14 protein-coding genes are annotated in these 21,775 nt (G+C 62.8%); 9 read left to right on the top strand and 5 right to left on the bottom strand.

The genetic code is table 11. The annotated features are described in order from the left end of the window. Positions 1 to 85: 85 nt before the first annotated feature. The 5 genes from ACT01B_RS01485 (at position 86) to ACT01B_RS01465 (ending at position 8,855) form a co-directional block, all read left to right on the top strand. Positions 86 to 1,732, top strand: a complete 1,647-nt coding sequence (locus tag ACT01B_RS01485) for a glycoside hydrolase family 43 protein (protein ID WP_445147400.1) — start codon at positions 86 to 88, stop codon at positions 1,730 to 1,732. 126 nt (positions 1,733 to 1,858) lie between these two features. Beyond that, a complete protein-coding gene (locus ACT01B_RS01480; protein ID WP_445145633.1) occupies positions 1,859 to 4,531 on the top strand; it encodes a glycoside hydrolase family 3 C-terminal domain-containing protein in 2,673 nt (890 codons plus the stop codon). Positions 4,532 to 4,542: 11 nt separating this feature from the next. Continuing rightward, complete coding sequence (locus tag ACT01B_RS01475) at positions 4,543 to 5,586, top strand: sugar kinase (protein WP_445145632.1); 1,044 nt, start codon at positions 4,543 to 4,545, stop codon at positions 5,584 to 5,586. After that, positions 5,586 to 7,079, top strand: coding sequence for a mannitol dehydrogenase family protein (locus ACT01B_RS01470; RefSeq protein ID WP_445145631.1), 1,494 nt, complete (start codon positions 5,586 to 5,588; stop codon positions 7,077 to 7,079). The genes ACT01B_RS01475 and ACT01B_RS01470 overlap by 1 nt, the downstream gene beginning before the upstream one ends. Positions 7,080 to 7,205: 126 nt before the next feature. After that, the gene (locus tag ACT01B_RS01465; protein WP_445145630.1) at positions 7,206 to 8,855 is read left to right on the top strand and encodes a GH35 family beta-galactosidase; all 1,650 of its coding nucleotides are present in this window, start codon (positions 7,206 to 7,208) and stop codon (positions 8,853 to 8,855) included. Positions 8,856 to 9,022: 167 nt separating this feature from the next. On the opposite strand, the gene uxaC is transcribed toward ACT01B_RS01465, so the two are convergent. From uxaC to ACT01B_RS01450, 3 genes are all read right to left on the bottom strand, one after another. Further along, positions 9,023 to 10,447 (bottom strand): glucuronate isomerase, encoded by a 1,425-nt coding sequence (gene uxaC, locus ACT01B_RS01460; RefSeq protein ID WP_445145629.1) that lies wholly within the window; start codon positions 10,445 to 10,447, stop codon positions 9,023 to 9,025. Positions 10,448 to 10,524: 77 nt separating this feature from the next. Continuing rightward, entirely contained in the window at positions 10,525 to 11,538 is a 1,014-nt protein-coding gene (locus ACT01B_RS01455) for an endo-1,4-beta-xylanase (RefSeq protein ID WP_445145628.1), read from the bottom strand. Positions 11,539 to 11,545: 7 nt separating this feature from the next. Beyond that, positions 11,546 to 12,883, bottom strand: coding sequence for an MFS transporter (locus tag ACT01B_RS01450; protein WP_445145627.1), 1,338 nt, complete (start codon positions 12,881 to 12,883; stop codon positions 11,546 to 11,548). Between the two features lie 480 nt (positions 12,884 to 13,363). Here ACT01B_RS01450 and ACT01B_RS01445 point away from each other — a divergent pair, with 480 nt between their 5' ends. The 4 genes from ACT01B_RS01445 (at position 13,364) to ACT01B_RS01430 (ending at position 19,748) form a co-directional block, all read left to right on the top strand. Then, positions 13,364 to 16,252, top strand: a complete 2,889-nt coding sequence (locus tag ACT01B_RS01445) for a TonB-dependent receptor (protein ID WP_445147399.1) — start codon at positions 13,364 to 13,366, stop codon at positions 16,250 to 16,252. A 132-nt stretch (positions 16,253 to 16,384) separates the two neighbouring features. Then, the gene (locus ACT01B_RS01440) at positions 16,385 to 17,869 is read left to right on the top strand and encodes an MFS transporter (RefSeq protein WP_445145626.1); all 1,485 of its coding nucleotides are present in this window, start codon (positions 16,385 to 16,387) and stop codon (positions 17,867 to 17,869) included. A 30-nt stretch (positions 17,870 to 17,899) separates the two neighbouring features. After that, entirely contained in the window at positions 17,900 to 18,916 is a 1,017-nt protein-coding gene (locus ACT01B_RS01435) for a glycoside hydrolase family 43 protein (protein WP_445145625.1), read from the top strand. After that, positions 18,906 to 19,748, top strand: a complete 843-nt coding sequence (locus ACT01B_RS01430) for an aldose 1-epimerase (protein WP_445145624.1) — start codon at positions 18,906 to 18,908, stop codon at positions 19,746 to 19,748. The genes ACT01B_RS01435 and ACT01B_RS01430 overlap by 11 nt, the downstream gene beginning before the upstream one ends. A 90-nt stretch (positions 19,749 to 19,838) precedes the next feature. On the opposite strand, the gene ACT01B_RS01425 is transcribed toward ACT01B_RS01430, so the two are convergent. Together ACT01B_RS01425 and ACT01B_RS01420 are read right to left on the bottom strand one after the other, a co-directional pair. Beyond that, positions 19,839 to 20,666: a transporter gene (locus ACT01B_RS01425; protein WP_445145623.1), complete on the bottom strand. Its 828-nt coding sequence runs from the start codon at positions 20,664 to 20,666 to the stop codon at positions 19,839 to 19,841. Between the two features lie 70 nt (positions 20,667 to 20,736). Beyond that, the gene (locus ACT01B_RS01420; RefSeq protein WP_445145622.1) at positions 20,737 to 21,456 is read right to left on the bottom strand and encodes a hypothetical protein; all 720 of its coding nucleotides are present in this window, start codon (positions 21,454 to 21,456) and stop codon (positions 20,737 to 20,739) included. Positions 21,457 to 21,775: the final 319 nt, after the last annotated feature.

The raw sequence follows: 21,775 nt of genomic DNA, 5'->3' as shown, positions 1-21,775 counted from the left end.
GACGCTGACCCGGCTCTTCGGCCTCGCCGAACGCAAGATCGTTTCGCCGAAGAGAAGCCAGCGTGCTTCCCTTCGCGCCGGCCTCATGCTGCTTATCGGCATGGCCGGCATGTCTGCGCGCGCGCAAGAACCGGTGCTGTTCGACTGGTTCGAGTACCGCGGCCATGACCAGGCGTTCGAGCAGCCGCTGTCGCCGGACCAGTACCGCAATCCGGTCCTCGCCGGTTTCAACCCGGACCCCAGCGTGGTCCGCGTGGGCGACCGCTACTACCTGGCGACCTCGAGCTTTGCCTACTTCCCCGGCATTCCCATTTTTGAGAGCCGCGACTTGGTGCATTGGACGCCGATCGGCCACGTCATTGATCGTCCGTCGGAGCTCAATTTCGACGGCTTGAGCATGTCGCGTGGCGTGTTCGCGCCGAACATCGCCTATCACGACGGCACCTTCTACGTGGCCAATACCGCGGTCGACAGCGGTGGCAATTTCATCGCCACCGCCAAGAATCCGGCCGGTCCGTGGTCGGACCCGATCTGGTTGCCGACCATCGGCGGCATCGATCCGTCGCTGTTCTTCGACGACGACGGCAAGGTCTACCTGCTCAACAATGACGCGCCCGAAGGGAAGCCGCTGTACGAGGGGCATCGCGCGATCTGGATGCAGCAGCTCGACCTGGCCAAGTACAAGCCCTTCGGCCCACGTCGGGTCGTGATCAATGGCGGCGTCGACCTGTCGAAGAAGCCGATCTGGATCGAGGGGCCGCGCCTGTACAAGCGCGAGGGCTGGTATTACCTCGTGTGTGCCGAGGGCGGCACCGGACCGCAGCATTCGCAAGTCGTGCTGCGCAGCCGCTCCGTGTGGGGGCCGTACCTTCCCTATGCAGACAATCCGATCTTGACCCAGCGCGATCTCCCCGCGGATCGCCCGGACGCGATCACCAATGCCGGCCATGCCAATCTGGTCGAGACACCGGATGGCAGCTGGTGGGCGGTGTTCCTGGCCAGCCGCGCGTACGACCGCGTGCACTACAACACCGGCCGCGAGACCTTCCTGCTGCCGGTCACCTGGAAGGACGGCTGGCCCACGATCCTGCCGCATGGGCGCGCGATTCCGCAGGTCGCCGCGGGTCCGACCTTCATGCAGCACGATGCTACGCAGACGCCACAAAGCGGCAACTTCAGTTGGCGCGATGCGTTTGCCAGCACCACGCTGGATCCGGCCTGGCTGTACGTGCGCGTGCCGAAACAGGACTGGGCCGACCTGCATAGCCATCCCGGCAAGCTGGCGATCCACCCGCTGCCGGAAGGCCTGGACACCCTGCGCAATCCGTCCTTCCTCGCGCGGCGACAGCAGCATCTCGCGTTCGAGGCCAGTACCTCGCTGACCCTGCCGGCACAGGCGGGCACGGAAGCCGGCATCGCCAGCTTCCAGAACGAGCATTACTGGTATGCCTTGGGCGCGAAGCGCATCGGCGACCAGGTGGTGGTGTCACTGCTGCGACATCGTGGTGACGACCAGGCGCTCGTCGCGACGACGGTCCTGCCCAAGGAAACGCGACAGCTGAAGCTGAAAATCGCTGCGGATGGCGGTGCTTATTCATTCGCGTATGACGACGGCTCCGGCTGGAAGTGGCTGCGGCGCGACGAAGACGGCAGCCTGCTCAGCACCGATGTCGCCGGCGGCTTCGTAGGCGCCGTGGTGGGACCTTATGCGCGCCAGCTTGGGAACGAGTAAGCGGCCATGCCTATACACAACCGTTTGAAGGAAGTATCGATGGCTCGATCCCCTGGCGCGTCCTTGCCGCGCAGTTGCAGATCCGTAAGCACGCGCCGGGAGGGGAAAACGAACGATTCGAACAGGTTGCCGACTTGGCGCACGCTCCTGGCCGTCGCCCTGCTTACCGTAAGCGCCCAGGCCTTCTGCGCGCCAGCCGCCGCCGCACATGCCACCACGCCCGCTTACCTGGATCTCAAGCGCAGCTTCGAGGAGCGCGCCGCCGATCTCGTCTCGCGCATGACGCTGGAGGAAAAAGTAGCGCAGATGCAGAACAGCGCGCCCGCGATTCCGCGTCTTGGCGTGCCCGCTTACGACTGGTGGAACGAGGGCTTGCACGGCGTCGCACGCGCCGGCCAGGCCACCGTCTTCCCCCAGGCGATCGGACTCTCGGCGACATTCGATACCGCGCTGATGAGCCAGGTGGCGACCACGATCAGCGACGAAGCGCGCGCCAAGTACAACGAGTTCGAACGGCACGACATGCACGCCCGCTATGAGGGCCTGACCTTCTGGTCACCGAATATCAATATCTTTCGCGATCCACGCTGGGGCCGTGGGCAGGAAACCTACGGCGAAGATCCGTTCCTCACCTCGCGCATGGGCGTGAACTTCGTGCGTGGCCTGCAAGGTGACGATCCGACCTATCGGAAACTCGACGCTACCGCCAAGCACTTCGCCGTGCATAGCGGCCCCGAAGCGGACCGCCATCATTTCGATGTGCATCCCAGCGAACGCGATTTGTTCGAGACCTACCTGCCGGCCTTCCAGGCCCTGGTGCAGGAGGCCAAGGTCGATGCGGTGATGGGCGCCTACAACCGCGTCAACGGCGAATCTGCCTCGGCCAGCCCGCGCCTGTTACAGGACATCCTGCGCAAGAGTTGGGGCTTCAACGGCTACGTCGTCTCCGACTGCGACTCGGTGGAGGATATCTATCTCCAGCACAAGCTCGTGCCTACCGCCGAACAGGCGGCGGCGCTGGCGGTAAGGAACGGCGACGACCTGAACTGCGGCAAGACCTATGCGGCGCTGACCAAGGCCGTGCACCAGGGCCTGATCAACGAAAGCGAGATCGACGCCGCGCTCAAGCGGCTGATGCTGACCCGCTTCCGGCTCGGCATGTTCGACCCGCCGGAGCGGGTGCGCTATGCGCAGATTCCCTACTCCGTCAATCAGTCGCCGGCGCATGACCAACTGGCGCGACGTGCTGCACAGGAATCGATCGTGCTGCTGAAGAACGACGGCATGTTGCCGCTTTCGCACGACGTACGCCGCATCGCGGTGATCGGTCCCACCGCAGACGAGGTTGCGCCGCTGCTGGGCAATTACTACGGCACCCCGGCTGCGCCCGTGACGATTGTGCAGGGTATCCGCCAGGCCGTGCCTAACGCGCAAGTGACCTGTGCCCATGGCGCCGCCCTGGTCGAAGGCCTCAACGGACCGGGCGCGGCGACTCTGATCGAGCCTGCCTATTTGCGTCCCTCGGCGAACACGAGCGAACACGGCCTCAAGGGCGAGTATTTCCGCGGCAACGACTTTGCGTCTTCGCCGGTACTGACGCGCACGGATGCCAAGGTGAGTTTTCGCTGGGACCACAGCACCCCGGTCGACGACCTGATCAGCCGTGGCGAATTGCCCGCCTCGCAGGCCTTGGAAAGCAACCATTTCAGCGTTCGCTGGAGCGGCCAGCTGGTAGCGCCGGTATCGGGCCGCTACGAGTTGAGCGCCGCTGCCAGCGACGGTTTTCGCCTCTACCTCGACGGCAAACCGCTGATCGATGCCTGGGACGCCAGCGCCAACCCGCCCAAGCAAAGCGCCTTCGTGGATCTGATCGCAGGCAAGGCCTACGATGTGCGCCTGGAATATGCCAAGGGCGCCAAGAATGCCGACGTACAGCTGGCCTGGCGCCTGCCCGGCGCCAAGCCGCCGTTCGAGGAAGCGCTCGAGGCGGCGCGCCACGCCGACGTGGTGGTCTTCGTGGGCGGCCTGACCGGCGACGTGGAAGGCGAGGAGATGAAGGTCAATTATCCTGGCTTTGCCGGCGGCGATCGCACCGATCTGCGCCTGCCGCAGACTCAGGAAAAGCTGCTCGAAGCGTTGCAGGCGACCGGCAAGCCGGTGGTGCTGGTGTTGACCGCCGGTTCGGCGTTGGCCGTCGACTGGGCCAAGCAGCATGTGCCGGCGATCCTGTTTGCCTGGTATCCCGGTCAGCGCGGCGGCAATGCCGTCGCCGATGTGCTGTTCGGCAATGTCAATCCCGCCGGACGTTTGCCGGTGACCTTCTACAAGGGTGACGAGAAGCTGCCGGCCTTCGACGACTACAGCATGAGCGGACGCACCTACCGTTACTTCAAAGGCGAGCCGCTGTATCCGTTCGGCCATGGCCTGTCGTATACGCACTTCACTTACTCGGACCTGCAGCTCGACCGCAGCCAGGTGGCGGCGAAGGATCACGTCAAGGTCACGCTGAAAGTGAAGAACTCAGGCCAGCGCGCCGGCGACGAAGTCGTCCAGCTGTACCTGCACCCGCTGGATACGCCGCATGCGCGCGCGACCAAGGAACTGCGTGGCTTCCAGCGCATCAACCTGCAACCGGGCGAGGAGCGTAGCGTCAGCTTCGATATCTCGCCTTCCAACGATCTCAAGTATTACGACGACGTGCGGCATGCGTATGCTGTCGATCCGGGCAACTACCAGGTGCAGATCGGCGCTTCCAGCACCGATATCCGCCTGGTCAAGGACGTCGTCGTCCAGCACTGATGGAAAACGCAATGCGTAACGAAACCAAGACCAACAACGGCAAAAACCGGATCATCTTCTTCGGCGAACTGATGCTGCGGTTGTCGCCACCGGGGCATGAACTGCCGCTGCAGTCGCCGCGCTTCGATGCACACTTCGGCGGCGCCGAGGCGAATGTGGCCGCGTCGCTGGCCATTCTTGGCCACGACAGCGCCATGATCAGCGCGCTGCCGGACAACACGCTCGGTCACGCCTGCGCCGGTGAGTTGCGCCGCCATGGCGTGGATACCGCCGGCCTGCGTTATGCCGACGGTCGCATGGGGCTGTATTTCCTTTCGCCGGGCGCCATGCAACGCCCTTCCGAGGTGCTTTACGATCGCGCGGATTCGGTGTTCGCGCGCACCGCGGCCAAGGCTTACGACTGGCCGCGCCTGCTTGCCGGCGCCCAGTGGCTGCACCTATCGGGCATCAACCTGGCCTTGGGCAAACCCACCGCGCAGGCGGCCTTGGCGGCCGTGCGCGCAGCGCGCGAGGCGGGCGTGTCGGTCTCGTTCGACTGCAATTTCCGCAGCAAGCTGTGGGGATCGCGGGTGGTGGAGGCGCCGGCTCTGCTGCGCGAGATCGTGGCCGAGGCCGACCTGATCTTCGGCAACGACCGCGACGTGGCCCTGATCCTCGGCATGGACTTTCCATACAAGAGCGCAGCCGAGCGCTTTGCAGCCGCGGCGGCTGCGGCGTTCGCCGCGTGGCCGCGCCTGCGCCATATGGCAGCGACGGAGCGCAAGCACCGCAGCGTCGACCATCAGGAGCTGGCTGGCATCCTGGCCGTGCGCGAGCGTGTGCTGAGCACGAAGGCGTATGCGCTGAGCGGCATTGTCGACCGCATTGGCGGCGGCGATGCGTTTGCCGCCGGCTTGCTGCACGGACTGCTGCGCCATATGAGCGACAAGGACGCGCTCGACTTCGCCATCGCCGCCGCCTGCCTCAAACATTCCGTTCCCGGCGACGTCAACTTGTTGCGTGAGGCAGATATGCGCGCCTTTCTCGGCCAAGGTGGCTTCGAGGTGAAACGCTGATGGCCGAGATCACCTCGCAGCTGGACACGCGCCTGTCCTTGAAATCGCTGGCCGACTTGCCGCCGTCGGTAGTCAAGCCGGCCTATGCGCCAGACCAGACCCGCATCGGCATTGTGCATATCGGCCCCGGCGCGTTCCACCGCGCCCATCAGGCGGTCTATCTCGACGACCTGCTGGCCGATCATCCGGACTGGGCGATTTGCGGCGTGTCCCTGCATAGCGCCGACGTGCGCGACGCCTTGCAGCCGCAGGACGGCCTGTACGCGCTGGCCTTATTGGGCGAACAAAGTCAGCTGCGCGTGATCGGCTCGATTCGCGAGCTGCTGTGGGCGCGCGATGAGCCTGCCGCGGTGCTGGCGCGGCTGGCCGATCCCTCGGTGCGACTGGTAACACTCACGATTACCGAAAAGGGCTACTGCCTGGCCGGGCAGGATCTCGATGTGAGCCATCCTGACATCGTGCATGACCTTGCCTGCCCTTCGTCACCGCGTAGCGCGATCGGCTATCTCGTCGCCGGCCTGCGCGCACGCCAACAGCAGGGGCTGGCACCGTATACCGTGCTCAGTTGCGACAACCTCGCCGACAATGGCCATCGCTTGCGCCGTGCCGTGCTGCAGTATGCGCGGCGCATCGATGCCACCCTGGCCAGCTGGATCGAAGCCCAGGTGGCCTTCCCGTGTTCGATGGTGGACAGCATCACGCCGGCTACCGACGACGCGCTGCGCGCACGCGTTGGCAGCGAACTCGGCTGCGTGGACGCCTGGCCGATCCAGCGCGAGACGTACACCCAATGGGTGGTCGAAGACCGCTTCTGCAACGAGCGCCCGCCTTTCGAGCGCGTCGGCGTCACCATGAGTCATGACATCGCCGGTTACGATCGCGCCAAGCTGCGCCTGCTCAATGGCGCCCATTCCAGCCTCGCGTATCTCGGTTCGCTGATGCAGATCGAAACCGTTGGCGACGCCATGAGCGAGCCTCGGCTTGCCGGCTTTGTGGAGCGGCTGATGCGCGAGTCCATTGCCCCCGCGATTGCCCTGCCCGCCGGCATGGACGTGCGCACGTATATCGATGCCATTCTGCAACGCTTCCGCAATCCGTCCATCCGCCATCGTCTTTCGCAGATTGCCTGGGACGGCTCGCAGAAGCTGCCGGTACGCCTGCTCAGCACCATCGCCGATGCGCTCGCCTTAGGGCAATCGATTGACGCCTTGTGTCTGCCCATCGCGGCATGGATGCATTTCGTGCGCCGACAGGCTGGTCAAGGCGTGGCCCTGGTCGATCCGCTGAACGACAGGCTATCCGCCATCGGCAGCGTCACTACCGGCGACCCGCAAGGCGATCTCGAGGCCTTCTTCAAGCTCGAAGCGGTATTCGCGCCGCTTTCAGCGGATGCGCGTTTCGTGGCCGCGCTGCGCCGTGCCTATGCCGCGCTCGGCGATGGCACGCCCGCGTCGGTCTCGCGCGCCCTCGACGCCGACGGGAAGAGTGCTTGACCGCGTCCCGTACGGCGCCCCGGATATAGTCTTGCTCGATATCCGGGCACGCGGTACGGGCCATTGCCAGCAAGGAAAGCGAGTGTGCCGAACATGATAAAGCCGCTGCTAAACCGGACCGCGCTCATGCTTTTTGCGCTCGGCCTGTCGTGCCAGTCCGCCTTGGCGGTGGAGCATGCGGCCGCGCCCGCCATGCCGCATCTGAGCCTGGAGCACGGGGCCTATCAACTGATCGTCGACGGGGCGCCCTTTCTGATCCGCGGCGGTGAGCTGGAGAATTCGTCCGCCTCGAATCGGGACTATCTGGAAGACCTGTGGCCCAAGTTGCAGGCCATGCGTCTCAACACGGTACTCGCTCCGGTTTATTGGGAACTGATCGAACCGCAGGAAGGGCGCTTCGATTTCTCCAGCATCGACCACCTTGTCGCGGGTGCCAGGCAGCACCGCATGAAGCTCGTGCTGCTCTGGTTTGGCAGTTGGAAGAACAGCATGTCCAGTTATGCGCCGGCCTGGGTCAAGCGCGATCAACAGCGCTTTCCTCGCGCCGCGCGTACGGATGGCAGTGGCCTCGAGATTCTGTCGGCACTGAGCCAGGCCAATCTCGACGCCGACACCCGCGCCTTCTCCGCGCTGATGCAGCACCTCAAAGACACCGATGCGCACGAGCACACCGTGTTGATGGTGCAGGTCGAGAACGAAGTCGGCATGTTGCCCGAAGCGCGCGACCACAGCGCGACGGCGAATGCCGCCTTTGCCGCGCCCGTGCCCGCTCGCTTGACCGATTATCTCGCTGCGCACAAAAGCACGCTGGCGCCGCCGCTGCGAGACGCTTGGCAAGCCCATGGCTACAAGACCGGAGCGAGCTGGGCCGACACCTTCGGCGCAAGCCCTCAGACGGATGAGCTGTTCAATGCATGGACCGAAGCGAGCTTCACCGGCAAGGTCGCGGCGAGCGGCAAGGCCGTGTATCCGCTGCCCATGTTCGTGAACGCCGCCCTGGTTCGGCCCGGCCGCCTTCCCGGCCAGTACCCGAGCGGCGGACCGTTACCGCACGTCTTCGACGTCTGGAAGGCCGCCGCACGCGCCCTCGATTTTCTCGCGCCCGATCTTTACTTTCCGAACTTTGTCGAATGGGCGAACAAGTACGTGCAACCGGACCAGGCGTACTTTATTCCGGAAACCGGCCGGGCCAGCGCGGCAGACATGGCGGCCAATGCCTTCTACGCGTTTGCCAGCCTGAAGGCGATGGGCTTTTCGCCTTACGCACCCGAGTTTCTGTCGGCGGAGGATGCCGCCGCGCTGGGCGATGGCTATCGCGTTATCGAGCAACTGACGCCGCTTCTGCTCGCCAGCCAGGGTACCGGCAAGCTGGTCGGCATTCGCGCCCCGACTGCGTTCGCCGGAACTGTCGATCTTTCCCCGCAGCAGGTTGCTTTCGATCCCTACAGGTTCGACGTCCATTTCAAACAACTTCCCGGCGTCTCGGTCGGCGCCAAGGAAAAAGCTGAATTACCCGGTGCACACGGCGGCCTGATCGTGCGACTGGGAGCGGATGAGTTCATCGTGGCCGGAACGGGCATGATTCTCACGTTCGCATCGAAAGATCCGGCCAACCCCATCGCCGGGATCGAATCCATCCAGGAGGGCCGCTACGAGAACGGCGCATGGGTGGCCGGCCGGACGATCAATGGTGACGACAGCAATCAGGGGCGCCAGCTCAGCCTGCCATCAGGGAAATTCGGGATTTTTCGCGTACGGCTTTATCGTTATCGCTAAGGGCGCTGAGATATCTCAGCGCTAAGCGTGTCAAACGCTTGCGGCTGGATTAAACCTCACCGTCATCCCAGCGGCTCTCAACAGCCGAAGGGCTGGTCAAGCTGGGATGACGGTGAGGGGTCTTTGCGGTAAGGGAGACCGGTTGCTTAGCCGGCCGCCTGAACCCCTCAGAGCTTATAGGCCTGCTTGGGCAGGCGATAAGCCAGATCAACCACCAGCTCCGCTGCCTCGTCCTCATCCATGCGGTGCTCGGCCACGAGCTTGGCGAGGAAGGCGCAATCGACCCGGCGCGCAACGTCGTGACGTGCGGGGATCGACAGGAACGCGCGCGTGTCATCGTTGAAACCGACGGTGTTGTAGAAGCCGCCGCTGCTCAGCGTCTGCTCGCGGAAGCGCCACATGCCCTCCGGGGCATCATGGAACCACCATGCCGGCCCAAGGGACAGCGCCGGATAGTGGCCAGCCAGCGGGGCCAGCTCGCGGCTATAGGTGCTTTCGTCCAGGGTGAACAGGATCAGCTTGAAGCCCGGCTCGTTGCCGAAGCGATCCAGCAGGGGCTTCAACCCATGGATGTACTCGGTGCGCATCGGCATGTCGGCGCCCTTGTCGCGGCCGTAGCGCTCGAACAGCTGATGATTGTGATTGCGGAAGCAGCCCGGGTGGAGCTGCATGACCAGGCCATCGTCGAGACTCATCGCCGCCATCTCGGTGAGGATCTGACCGCGGAATAGTTCTGCGTCCTCGGCGGTAGCCTTGCCGCTGACGACCTTGTCGAACAGCTTGCTCGCTTCGGCGGGCGAGAGATTGGCTGTCGCCGCACTTGGATGCCCATGATCGGTTGACGTCGCACCGGCCTGCGCAAAGAACGCCCGACGCTGACGATGTGCGCGCAGGTAGCCGTTCCAGCTATAAACGTCCTCTCCGGTGATCTCGCCGAAGGTCTTCAGGGCGAACGGGAACTGCTCGTGCTCGGGATCGACCACGGGATCCGGTCGGTAAGCCGTGATGACCCGGCCGCCCCATCCGCTGGCGCGGATGGCTGCGTGGTGCTCCAGCGGATCGAGCGGCGATTCTGTCGTCGCGATCAGTTCGATATTGAAGCGCTCGAACAAGGCGCGCGGACGGAAGGCAGGCTGTTGCAGCGCCTCGGTGATGTGGTCGTAGTACTGATCGGAGGTGTTCGCATCCAGGCGCACGCGCAGGTCGAACACGTCGTGGAAGACATGGTTGAGCCACATCGATGACGGCGTGCCACGGAACAGATGAAAGTTCTTCGCGAGCAGGCGCCACGCTTCCCGCGGATCAACGCTGGCGCGGGAACCATCGGCACGCGGGATGCCCAACGCGTCCAGCGGAATACCCTGGCTGTAAAGCATGCGGAACACGTAGTGATCTGGCAGCAACAGCAGCTCGGTCGCGTTGGCAAACGGCTGGTTTCCGGCAAACCACGACGGATCGGTATGGCCATGCGGGCTGATGATCGGCAGTTTGGCGACCAGCGCGTACAAGCGGCGAGCGATGGCACGCTGCACGGCGTCGGACGAAAACAATCGATCTTCGTGCAGGGCCAGGGGATGCGTTCCGGTATTCATGGCGGGAGTGCGTTTCTCTTCAAGTGATACGAGATGAAAGTGGAGTACGGATCAGCGTAGCCGAATCCAGCAAGGCATCAAGGCGCTTGCGGGTGTGATTCCCCGGTTACGGGTGCGCTGGCGCCATGCACATAGTCGCGCAACCAGGCAAGCGCCGGGCGCTCGCTACCGTCCTTGCGGACCAGGTAGGCACCCTGCTTGTCGCGCCACAGCCCCGGCCGGAAGCCCCATAGCGTGATGCCCTTGACGTCCGGATGCTCCCAGAACACCGGAAAAACGCGCTGGTAATTCTTGAGTTGCTGGGCGTCGTTGCGACCATCGATATCCAGCTCGGTGATGTAGATCGGCAAGCCCGTCGCCGCCAGCACGTCGAGGTTGGCGCGATGCACCGACATCGGCACATCGGGCGTGGTCTCGAACGCGTGCTCTTGCAAGCCGATGCCGTCGATCAGATGTTCCTTCTGCAACAACTCGATGATCTGGCGGTAGCGCTGGGTGTCTTTATTGCTGCGCGTAATGCTGTAGTCGTTGATCAACAGCTTGGCGTGCGGAAAGTGCTGACGTGCCATGCGGAACGCGGTGATGATCCAGTCCCAGCCACTGGCACCGCTGCCGCCTAGCGCCTGGATATAGTTGCCGCTGTCCTTGCGCTTGCCAACCGGCGGATGCTGCAGCGGTTCGTTGACCACTTCGACGAAGTCGGCGTCGGGATAACGCTCCGCCACGGCGGAAAACCACTTTTCGATTTCGCGGCGCTGCTCGTCGGGCGGAAGCTGCTTCATCCATGCCGGCTGCTGTTGGCCCCAGACCAGCACGTGCATATGGAACGGCATGCCATGCGACTTTGCAAAGTGATAGGCCTCGTCGAGCTTGGCCCAGTCCATCTCGCCACGCACCGCCTCCACGCTGCCCCATTTGCCGGCGTTTTCCGGCGTGACCTTGTTCCAGTAGTTGGCGAAGTCCGGCGCCTGCCCCTTGCTATAGGCGCTGCCAAGAAACTTCGGCTGGCCCGAGGCCAAGGGCGTGCTTTGCGCATGTAGCACGGGCGCCACAAGCGCCAGCGCGAGCCACATGATGATTGCTTTCTTCATGCTCAAACTACTCCGCTGCAACGATGTTTGAAGGAGGTGGTGTAGCTGACGGGGGCTCTTCCAGGCGTGCCGGCTCCAACCGTGGCACCAGGACCTGGACCACGAGCAGGGCAAGCAGATAGGCGAAGCCGGCCATCATGAAGACGGGTACATAGCTTCCCGTGGCCTGAAGCAACGCGCCAATCACGGTCGATATCAACATGCCACCTACGGCGCCGGCGAAGCCGCCGATGCCGACCACGGAGGCCACCGCGTGGCGCGGGAACATGTCCGAGGCCAGCGTGTAGACATTGGCCGACCAGCCTTGGTGCCCCGCCGTCGCCAGCCCGACCAGCGCCACGGCCAGCCACAGGTTGTTCGCCTTCGCCGCGAAGATCACCGGCACGATCATCAGCGCGCAGATCAGCATCGCCCCCTTGCGCGCACGGTTGACGCTCCAGCCCAACCGGATCAGACGGCCGGCCAGCCAGCCGCCGGTGATGCTGCCGATGTCCGCAAGCACGAAGATCACGATCAACGGCGGCCCCAGCCCCAACAAGGAAAGGCCATAGGTGGCGTGCAGAAATTTCGGCAGCCAAAAAATAAAGAACCACCAGATCGGATCGGTGATGAACTTGGCGGCGACCATCGCCCAGGACTGCCGATAACGCAGCAGTTTCGACCAGGGCAGGCGACTGCGTGGCGCAGGCGGTTCATGGCCGATGTAAGCCCGCTCGGCGGCCGACAGGCGGGGTTGCTCATCCGGGGTCCGGTAGGTCAGCAACCATACCAACAGCCAGGTGGCGCTCAGCGCACCGGTGAAAAGAAAGGCGGCCTGCCAACCCCACTTGGCCGCGACGATCGGCACCAGCAAGGGCGCCGCAATGGCGCCGATATTCGAGCCCGAGTTGAAGATGCCGGCGGCCAGTGCGCGTTCCCGTTGTGGAAACCATTCCGCCACCGCCTTGATCGCGGCCGGGAAGTTGCCCGACTCGCCCAGGCCCAAGGCAAAGCGCGCTACCGCGAAACTCACGACGCCGGTGGCGAGGGAGTGGCCCATGGCGGCCAGACTCCAGATACCGATGGCGAGCGCGTAGCCGATACGCGTGCCGAACTTGTCGATGACGGCACCCGCGCAGAGCAGGCCAAGCGCATACGCAGCCTGAAACGCCGTGACGATGTGGCCGTACTGGATTTCGTTCCAGCCGATCTTGTCCTGCAGAAACGGCGCCAGCACTCCAAAGACCTGGCGGTCGATGTAATTGATGGTGGTGGCCGCCAGCAGCATGGCGCAGACGCGCCAGCGAAACATGCCGATCCTGGTGCTCGGCTTCGGGGCGGCAATCATCTGACTGGCATCGCGCATTTCACATCCAAACTTGCCGGCCCATGAGGCCATCCCGTGGTCTAGCGGACGTCGAGGCAAACCCACAAGACCCGATCCAGCGTGCGATTTTTATTGCTTCGCAACATGACCCCTGTCCTTACCGCCTCGACAAGGTGGTAGCGCTAACACTACTACAGCGACAATTGTGTCCGCCAGATCGCCTCATGCGGCCAACAAATACGCTCCTGCCATTTCCATTCGGCCGCGTATTTTCAGTCATTTTTGTTGGTTTAGCGGACGTCTTCGCCCTATGTTGCCATGCAGCGTGCGCGTTCAAAATGTTAGCGCTACCGTTCTGCACGTCCAACAAGACATGGCCCCGGTAAGTCGTTGCATCCAATGGACCATTGCGAGCAAGCGCGGGGGCGCCTTTGCGGGGACTCATAAAGCTACAAGAAATTGGGAGGGAGTACGGTGCAGATCAAATGTGCAAGAACGGTGTTGTCGCATGCCTTGAGCATTGCTTTGCTGGGTCTGGTGGGTACTGCCCAGGCAGAAGACCAAGCGCAGACGCAGGCCTCGCCACAAGCTCAGACGTCGCCACAAACCCAGGCGAATACGCAGGGAAACACCAGCGGTCCAGCCGCAGCCGCCTCGGCAGCAACGCCTGACCAGCCCGCGCCGGTGAAGCAGCTAGGCGCCGTCAACGTGAGCGGCAGCTATCGCAGCAGCCTGCAGTTTTCGACCGATGCCAAGCGCGACTCGACCAGCTTCATCGATACGGTGTTTGCCGAGGACATCGGCAAGTTCCCGGCGACCAATATCGCCGAAGCGCTGAATCGCGTTCCCGGCGTGCAGATCTCGCGCGACGTCACCGGCGAAGGCGTGAATATCCAGGTCCGCGGCCTGGGCACCAACTTCACCAAAATCCTGCTCAATGGCAACCAGGCTGCCATTGCCTCGTCCGGCACGCTCGATTCGCAGAATCAGAATCGCGAAGTCGACCTGAACCTGCTGCCGACCGAGTTCTTCACCCAGCTGACGGTGAACAAGACCTCGGAAGCGAGTCAGACGGAAGGCGGCATCGCCGGCGTGGTCGACATGCGCACCACGCGCCCGTTCGACAATCCGGGTACGCACCTGACCTATTCCGGGCAGGCCAGCTATAACTCGGTCGGCAGCGATGTGAAACCGCGCGGTGCCCTCATCGGCAGTTGGACCAATGCCGATAACACGTTCGGCGCGCTGATCGGCTTCACAGGAGCGCAGTCCGACTACGACGTACGCGGCTTCGAATCGGTGGGCTGGACCACGCCCCATCTGAGCGCAGCCCAATGCGGTATCGCCTCGGGCTCATGCAGCCCCGCCGGCGCCAGCTGGGTCGTTCCCTCGACGGTGCCGCCGGGCGCCGGTGCTGGCCTCGTGGCAGGCCAGCCGATCAACAACGCCTGGCTGCTCGCCAACAACCCGGGTCTGAACACGGGGCAGATCGCCAACGCGCTGATCCCGCGCCTCGGTCGCCCCGCCTATATCACTGGCACCAACGACCACCAGTCGGGCTTGATGTCGTTCGAGTTCCGTCCCAGCGAACAGGCACACTTCTACCTCGACACCCTGTTTTCCAAGAAGGAACAGGATTTCGAACGCCAAGACATGAACCTGATCGGCCGTAATGGGCAGATGATCCCCACCAATATGCAGGTGGATTCCAATAACGTGGTGACTCAGGCCACGTTCGCCAATTCCCAGTATTTCCTGGAACAGCGCGACTACAACGAGCACGTCAAGTTCTTCAACATCAATCCGGGTGGTGAATTGCTGTTCGGCAGCCAGAACCAGTGGAAGCTCGACTTCCAGGGCTACGTGCAGCGCAGCTGGTATCTCAACGAGCAGCCGTCGCTCCTGGTGCAGACGCCCACAGGTCAGGGCATCACAACCAACTACAGCAACACTGGCGGCAACTTCCCGAGCATCACGCCCAACGTCAATCTGAACAGCCCCAATCTGGGCTGGCAGTGGTATCGCGCCAACCTGCAGAAAGAACGCCGCGTGACCGACAATCGGGGCTTCAGCCAGGATCTGCAATGGGGCGACGACAGTAACAACATCAAGGTCGGCGCTGCCTACGACGACATCAACCGCCAGATCAACGCCTACGACAACAGCGCGGCGTGGCAGAGGGCCCTCACCACCGCGGTTCCGACGTCAGCGCTTCCGCAGTATCTGTCGCCCGGCCCGGGCGGCTTCATCCAGGCCAACTTCGCGGCGCTGCAGGCCATCAGCAACTACAACTATCTCAACGCCACCGCTCCGCTCGCGACCTCGGCGGCTACGGGTGCCAACAGCTCCGACATCTCGGAAAGAACGTGGGCGTGGTTCCTGGAAGGCAACGGCAAATTCGACCTGTGGGGACGCGATCTTCGCGTCAATGGCGGCGTGCGCCATGCCTACACCAACCAGGGCATCTCCGGTCCATCGAACATCGGCGGCAAGCTGCAAGTCATCTCCCTGTCGAACAATTACGGCTACTACCTGCCGTCGTTCAACATGGCCTACAGCGCGGCTGACGATATCATCGTGCGCCTGGCGGCCTCGCGTTCGATGACCCGCCCCGACCCCAGCGCCATGGTGCCGAACACCAACTTCAGCGATCCCGCGGCGGGAATCGCCACCCAGGGTAATCCGAACTTGAAGCCGTACCTGTCCACCAACCTGGACTTCGGTGGCGAGTGGTATACGGGTGGCGAGGGTTACGTGGGCCTCAACCTGTTCGGCAAGCGCATCACCGGCTTCACCGTGAATGGCACCAACCTGATTCCGTTCACTCAGCTGGGTGTTCCGTTTGCGACCCTGACCGCCACTCAGCAGCAGGCGATCAACCTGCGCGGCGGCCCTGCTGCTGCACAGGTGCAGGTCACGCAGCAGGTGAATGCCGACGGCACGCTCTTCATCAAGGGCGCAGAAGCGAACTGGGTGCAGCCGCTGGACTTCATCACCAAGGGTCTCGGTGTCACGGCGAACTGGACTGTCGTCTCGCAGAAGAACATCGGCAGCGGCGTACCGGCGCAGGCGATCGGCATTTCGCCGCATACCTATAACGTGACCACCTATTGGGAAAACTACGGCGCGATGGTGCGCCTGTCCTATGTATGGAACGCCGCGCAGATCAGCTCCACGGCCAACCAGAACGGCCTTCCCTACGGACAGATCAGGACGGATGCGCGTGGCCAGCTCGACATGTCGGCTAGCTACCAGTTCGCCCAGTGGAAGTCGAAGCCGATGATCACCTTGAATGTCCTCAACATGACCAAGGCGGCACTGCGCACCACGTTCACCTACGAAAATGCGGCGTATACCTACTACACCCCAGGCTATACGATCATGCTCGGCATCCGCGGCAGTTTCTGATAGCGGATTTGTGTGACGCAGCGGCGGCCCGCCTGGCTCCTCCTGGCCAGGCGGGCCGCTCTGTCTCATGACCCAGCTTGCCGTTTGTACGTCACACTCACCACGGCCCGATAAAGCGATGAACCAGCGCGCATGAACAACACCTCGCAAGCACTATCGGTCACGGAAAAGGTCGGCTACAGCCTCGGCGATCTGGCCGCCAACCTGATCTTCCAGACGCTGGTAACCTTCCTGGCCTTCTTCTATACCGATGTGTTCCGCATTCCTGCGGGAACGGCGGCAACCATCATGTTCGTCGTCGGCACGCTCGGGGCCTTCGTGTTCACGCCCGTCATGGGCTTGATCGCCGATCGCACGCATACGCGCTGGGGCAAGTTCCGCCCGTGGGTGCTGTGGACCGCCCTGCCCTTCGGCGCACTTTCCCTGCTGGCCTTCAGCACACCGTCGCTGGGCGAGCAAGGCAAGGTGACCTATGCGATGGCCACCTACTCGCTGCTGGTGCTGGTCTATATCGCCAACAATCTTCCCTACTCCGCGTTGAGCGGCGTGCTCACCGGCAGCATGGCGCAGCGCAATAGTCTTTCGTCCTACCGCTTCGTGGCGGTGATGGTGGCGCAGTTCATTGTCCAGGTGCTGTTGCTGCCGCTGGTGCTGATGCTTGGCGGCGGCGACAAGGCGCGCGGTTTCCACAACACGATGACGTTGTTCGCCATCGTTGGCACCGTGTTTTTCCTGATCACGTTCTTCACCACCAAGGAACGCATCACGCCAACGCAGGAGCAGACTTCCAGCGTTCGTGACGACCTCGCCGATCTGGCCAGGAACAAGCCCTGGCAGATCATGCTGGCCGTCACCATCCTGCTGTTCGTCAATCTCGCCCTCAAGGGCGGCACCTATATCTATTATTTCAAGTACTACCTGGACGACGCATCGCTGACCGCGTTCCTCGACCATATTGGCTTCAACCGTTTTATCGCGGGATTGAACCACCTGCTGGCTGGCATCGGACTGACCGAGTTCAGCTGGCCGAAAGATGCGCCCACGTCGGCCTTCAGCCTGTTCAACGGCCTGGGCATCATCTTCATGATCGTCGGCATCGGCTTCTCCAAACGGCTCGCTGACCGCTTCGGCAAGCGCGACGTGTTCGGCGGTGCGCTATTCGCCTCGACCCTGTTCCTGCTTGCCTTCTATTTCTATGCGCCCGATGCCATTGGCCTGGTCGTCGTCTCGTATATCTTTCATGGCTTCTTCTACGGCATCACCATTCCGCTGTTGTGGGCGATGATCGCCGACGTGGCGGATTATTCCGAAATGAAGAACCGCCGACGCGCTACCGCCATCATCTTCTCGGCCATGCTTTGCGGCTTGAAGTTTGGACTCAGCATGGGCGGTGCCATGGTGGCCGGCATTCTCGCCTATCACGGCTATCAGGCCGGTGCGGCCACCCAGTCAGCGGACGTCGTCAACGGCATTCGTCTGACCGTCAGCCTGTTCTGCTCCATCCCGTTCCTGCTCGGCGTGGCGCTGATGTTTTTCTACAAGATCGACAAATCCATGGAGTTGCGCATCGAGCACGAGCTTGGTGAACGACGACTCCCCGCCGGCGCGAATGCCTGAATCCGGCGCCATCCCAGTTCGGTATCCACCATGTCCGATGAATCCGCAGAAATCCAACTAAAGTCTTTGGCCGAACAGGCCATTTCGCAGCCGTTGGTCACGCACATCTACACCGCAGATCCTTCTGCGCATGTATTCGACGGCGCGATCTATATTTATCCGTCGCATGATATCGAGGGCGGTGTTCCGTTCAACGACAACGGCGACCACTTCTGCATGGAGGACTACCACGTCTTCCGCATGGCTTCGCCCGACAGCGTAGCGGTCGACTGTGGCGTCGCCTTGCACGTCAAGGACGTGCCGTGGGCGGAACGGCAGATGTGGGCACCCGATGCGGCCTGCAAAGACGGCCAGTACTACCTGTATTTCCCGGCCAAGCGCGCCGACGGCATCTTCCAGATCGGGGTAGCCGTGGCCGACCGCCCGGAGGGCCCCTTTGCTCCCGAGCCGGAAGCGATTGCTGGCAGCTACTCCATCGATCCGGCCGTGCATGCCGATGACGACGGGGCGTTTTATATGTTTTTCGGCGGCATCTGGGGCGGACAGCTGCAGAAGTATCGCGACAATACCTACGCCGAAGCTCACCAGGAACCCCGTGACGACGAGCCCGCGTTGGGGCCGCGTGTAGCGAGGCTCAGCGCTGACATGAAGCAGTTTGCCGAAGCACCGCGCGAAATCCGCATCCTGGATGAGAGCGGACAGCCGTTGCTGGCCAGCGATCACGATCGTCGTTATTTCGAAGGGCCATGGATGCACCGGTACCAGGGCAAGTATTACTTGTCCTACTCCACCGGCAATACGCACTTCCTGTGCTACGCGACCAGCGACAACCCGTATGGCCCGTTCACCTACCAGGGACAGATCCTCACCGAGGTCGTCGGCTGGACCACGCATCATTCCATCTGCGAGGTCGACGGCCGGTGGTATCTGTTCTATCACGACTCGATTTTGTCCGGCGGCGTCACCCATCTGCGTTCGATCAAGATGACCGAACTGCGCTACGACGAGCAGGGCAGGATCATCACACTGCATCCTTATGGCAAATGATGCCCAGCGGCTGCACGACGACGCGCTGAGTCCGCTGGCACCCGGCCCACTGGTCCGAATCGCACGGGGGGAGCTCGCCGTCGATATCGCCCCTGCCGCCGGTGGTCGCGTCGCGCAGATCACCTATGACGGCGTGCCGTGGCTGGTCGGTCACGACAGCCAGAACGAGGCCATGATCGCGTGGGGAAGCTACCCGATGCTGCCGTGGGCGGGGCGCATCAGACACGGGCAATTTCATTTTCTCGGGCAGCACCACCAGCTCCCGCTCAATCTGGGCGGCCACGCCATCCACGGCGTCGGCTTCGCGCTGCCGTGGCAGATCGAAGAGCAGGCAGCTGCACACGTCAGCCTGTCGCTGCAGTTGCCTGAGGACGAACGCTGGCCCTTTGGCGGAACGGCGCAACAGCGCATCGACATCGGTGAAAACCAACTGCGGATGGCGCTGATGGTCACCGCCGGTGCGCAGCCCATGCCGGCCACGATCGGATGGCATCCCTGGTTCCGCAAACCGGACCGGCTCGATTTCGAGCCCAGCCGCATCTACCCGCGCGATGGCGAGGGCATCGCTTCCCTACCCTTGGCGCCGCCGCCCCGGGGCCCCTGGGACGACTGCTTTCTCAACGATAAGCCGGTACTGCTCCATCGGCATGGGCAAAGCGCTCGGCTGACGTCCGACTGCAAGCATTGGGTGGTCTACGACGAAACCGCGCATGCCACTTGCGTCGAACCGCAAAGCGGCCCGCCCGATGCTTTCAATCTCGCCCCCACCGAATACCTCTCCCCCGGCGCGTCGATCTCCGCATGCTTTCTGATGGAGTGGGACAAGGCTTGAATCAGAGGGGCCACCGCCCCCAGGCAGGGTCGCTGCAACCCTAGCCGGGAAGCTGGGCGACGAACGACGCCGCCAATCTTCCCAATGCACTCAGAAAGCGTAGACCACGGACGCGCCCACACCCCAATCCGGGCTGCCGTCGGTGAAGCCCTTGGTGACATACGCCTGGGCCTTCCACGCGCTAGCGAACTTGTAGGAGTAGTAACCCGTCAGCTCATTGCGGGCAAAGCTCGTGCTAGCTGCCTTTTCGCGATAGTCGTAATACGCACCAAGGCTGCTCTTGCTATCGAGCTTGTAGGCGAGGCCGGCGTTGGCCGTGAACACGTCGTTCAAGCGGATGTACTGCGAACTACCCAGCCACGTATAGCCAACGCCTCCGAAGACGGTCCAGGCACCGAATCCCTTGTAAAGATCAACGTTGAAGGTGTAGTCGTTCTTGCCGGTACCCAGGCCGTCATCCGCACTGGCGGTGCCGAACTTCACTTTGCCGGTCAGATCGATACCGAAGTTGGCGGCCTTGTTGGTGTAGGCCTCGTAGGTGGCGGCGGCAGTGATATCACCAAGGCCAGACGCAGAACCCGTGGAAGCCGGCGTCGGCGCGACAACCACATTTTTCTTGCCGTGACCGCGCTTCTTCGGGTTGTTGTTCACGACCGGGCCGACGCCGGGAATGACGTTGTCCGCACCGGTGACGTGGATGTACGGCACATCGAGTTTGAACGACCAGTCGCCGGTTTCATAACCCAACGTCAACGGCACCTGCGTGATGTCGGTGGTAGTGGACGTGCCGTACTTGCCAGACGTGTAGTCGATGCCAGCGCCGACCTTGATGGTCGAGTTGTCATCCGCACGGGCCGACTGCGCCAAGAGGCCGAGCACGCCCAGGGCACAGAGCGCGCTGGTGTTATTGAGTTTCATGTGTAAATTCCCAGGGCATAGCGAAAGGGAGGCCCTCACGGGCCTCCTCATGGAAGAAAATCAGTAAAACTCAGCGGCCGCCGCGCTCGGGCTTGTCAGGCCGCTCAGGCTTTTCAGGGCGATCCACCTTGTCGGGCTTTTCTACTTTCTCGGGCTTGTCGGCTTTGTCGGCTTTGTCCGCCTTGTCTGCCTTGTCTGCCTTGTCTGCTTTTTCAGCCTTCTCACCCTTGCTGCCGTGGTCGATATCATCGTGATCCGGCAGCGGGCCACGCGCTTTTGCCGCGTGCTCGATCTCGCCAAGCTTGAAGCCGAGCGTCTTGGAAATCTCGCCCCACCCTTCACCCTTGCTGCGTAGCGCCAGTACACCAGGCAATGGCACCGCGCCATTCGAACTCGTGATCGTGCCGCCATTCAGCGCCACGACGATCTGCGCAGCCGTGGGTTGCGTAATGCCCGCCTTGGACAATTCCGCCTGTGCGAGCGACAGCGCGATATTGACGTTGCCGTAGCCGAGCTTGCCGGTGTCTGGCGTAAACGTGGTCTGCACGGCTGGACTGGTCGCGGTAGCAGGCGTCACCAGCACGATGGTCGTACCGGCGCGAAGTCCATCCACCAGCGACTGTGCGTTGCTGCTTGAGCCAGCAAACGTCGCATACGAACCGGCCAGCTTGGCGCTTTCATGCGCACTTGCCGGCGCTACGGTCGCGTCTTCCGCAAACACCTCTGGGCTAACCAGGCCGAGGCCAATGACAGCACTCAATACCGAGAGTGCGACGAGATGTCTTTTCATGGATTTCCCTTGGCTGGATGGATGAAACGTGCTCCGGTCGAGGTGCCCAAGGGGGGTCTTCAGATGAACTCCGCATCTACCAGGGCGGGACGCGACGACGCGTTTACCTCTGGCCTCGGCGGGCATGCTCGCCGACAACCGGCGACGTGAGAAGAGTGCTGCGACACACGTTCAGGCATTTGCTTGCGAGCCTTCAGGCGCGAGTTAGATTGGGTCTCTTTCTGAGAATTGCGTCCCAGAATTCTCCAGGCAAACCTTCGCCAGCCTGACGCCACAAATGCTTACCTGAATGCTGATTTCGGCTTGTTTATCCGCGATG

The sequence above is a fragment of the Dyella sp. Tek66A03 genome (assembly GCF_052567735.1).
Note: the sequence above shows the minus strand (reverse complement) of the source record. Positions and strands in the feature narration are given on the sequence as shown.

Bases quoted from the DNA above. Each gene is read 5' to 3' on its own strand.
- ACT01B_RS01485 (WP_445147400.1), top strand. From the start codon at position 86: ATGCTGCTTATCGGCATGGCCGGCATGTCTGCGCGCGCGCAAGAACCG.
- ACT01B_RS01475 (WP_445145632.1), top strand. From the start codon at position 4,543: ATGCGTAACGAAACCAAGACCAACAACGGCAAAAACCGGATCATCTTC.
- ACT01B_RS01470 (WP_445145631.1), top strand. From the start codon at position 5,586: ATGGCCGAGATCACCTCGCAGCTGGACACGCGCCTGTCCTTGAAATCG.
- ACT01B_RS01465 (WP_445145630.1), top strand. From the start codon at position 7,206: ATGCTTTTTGCGCTCGGCCTGTCGTGCCAGTCCGCCTTGGCGGTGGAG.
- uxaC (WP_445145629.1), bottom strand. From the start codon at position 10,447: ATGAATACCGGAACGCATCCCCTGGCCCTGCACGAAGATCGATTGTTT.
- ACT01B_RS01455 (WP_445145628.1), bottom strand. From the start codon at position 11,538: ATGAAGAAAGCAATCATCATGTGGCTCGCGCTGGCGCTTGTGGCGCCC.
- ACT01B_RS01450 (WP_445145627.1), bottom strand. From the start codon at position 12,883: ATGCGCGATGCCAGTCAGATGATTGCCGCCCCGAAGCCGAGCACCAGG.
- ACT01B_RS01440 (WP_445145626.1), top strand. From the start codon at position 16,385: ATGAACAACACCTCGCAAGCACTATCGGTCACGGAAAAGGTCGGCTAC.
- ACT01B_RS01435 (WP_445145625.1), top strand. From the start codon at position 17,900: ATGTCCGATGAATCCGCAGAAATCCAACTAAAGTCTTTGGCCGAACAG.
- ACT01B_RS01430 (WP_445145624.1), top strand. From the start codon at position 18,906: ATGGCAAATGATGCCCAGCGGCTGCACGACGACGCGCTGAGTCCGCTG.
- ACT01B_RS01425 (WP_445145623.1), bottom strand. From the start codon at position 20,666: ATGAAACTCAATAACACCAGCGCGCTCTGTGCCCTGGGCGTGCTCGGC.
- ACT01B_RS01420 (WP_445145622.1), bottom strand. From the start codon at position 21,456: ATGAAAAGACATCTCGTCGCACTCTCGGTATTGAGTGCTGTCATTGGC.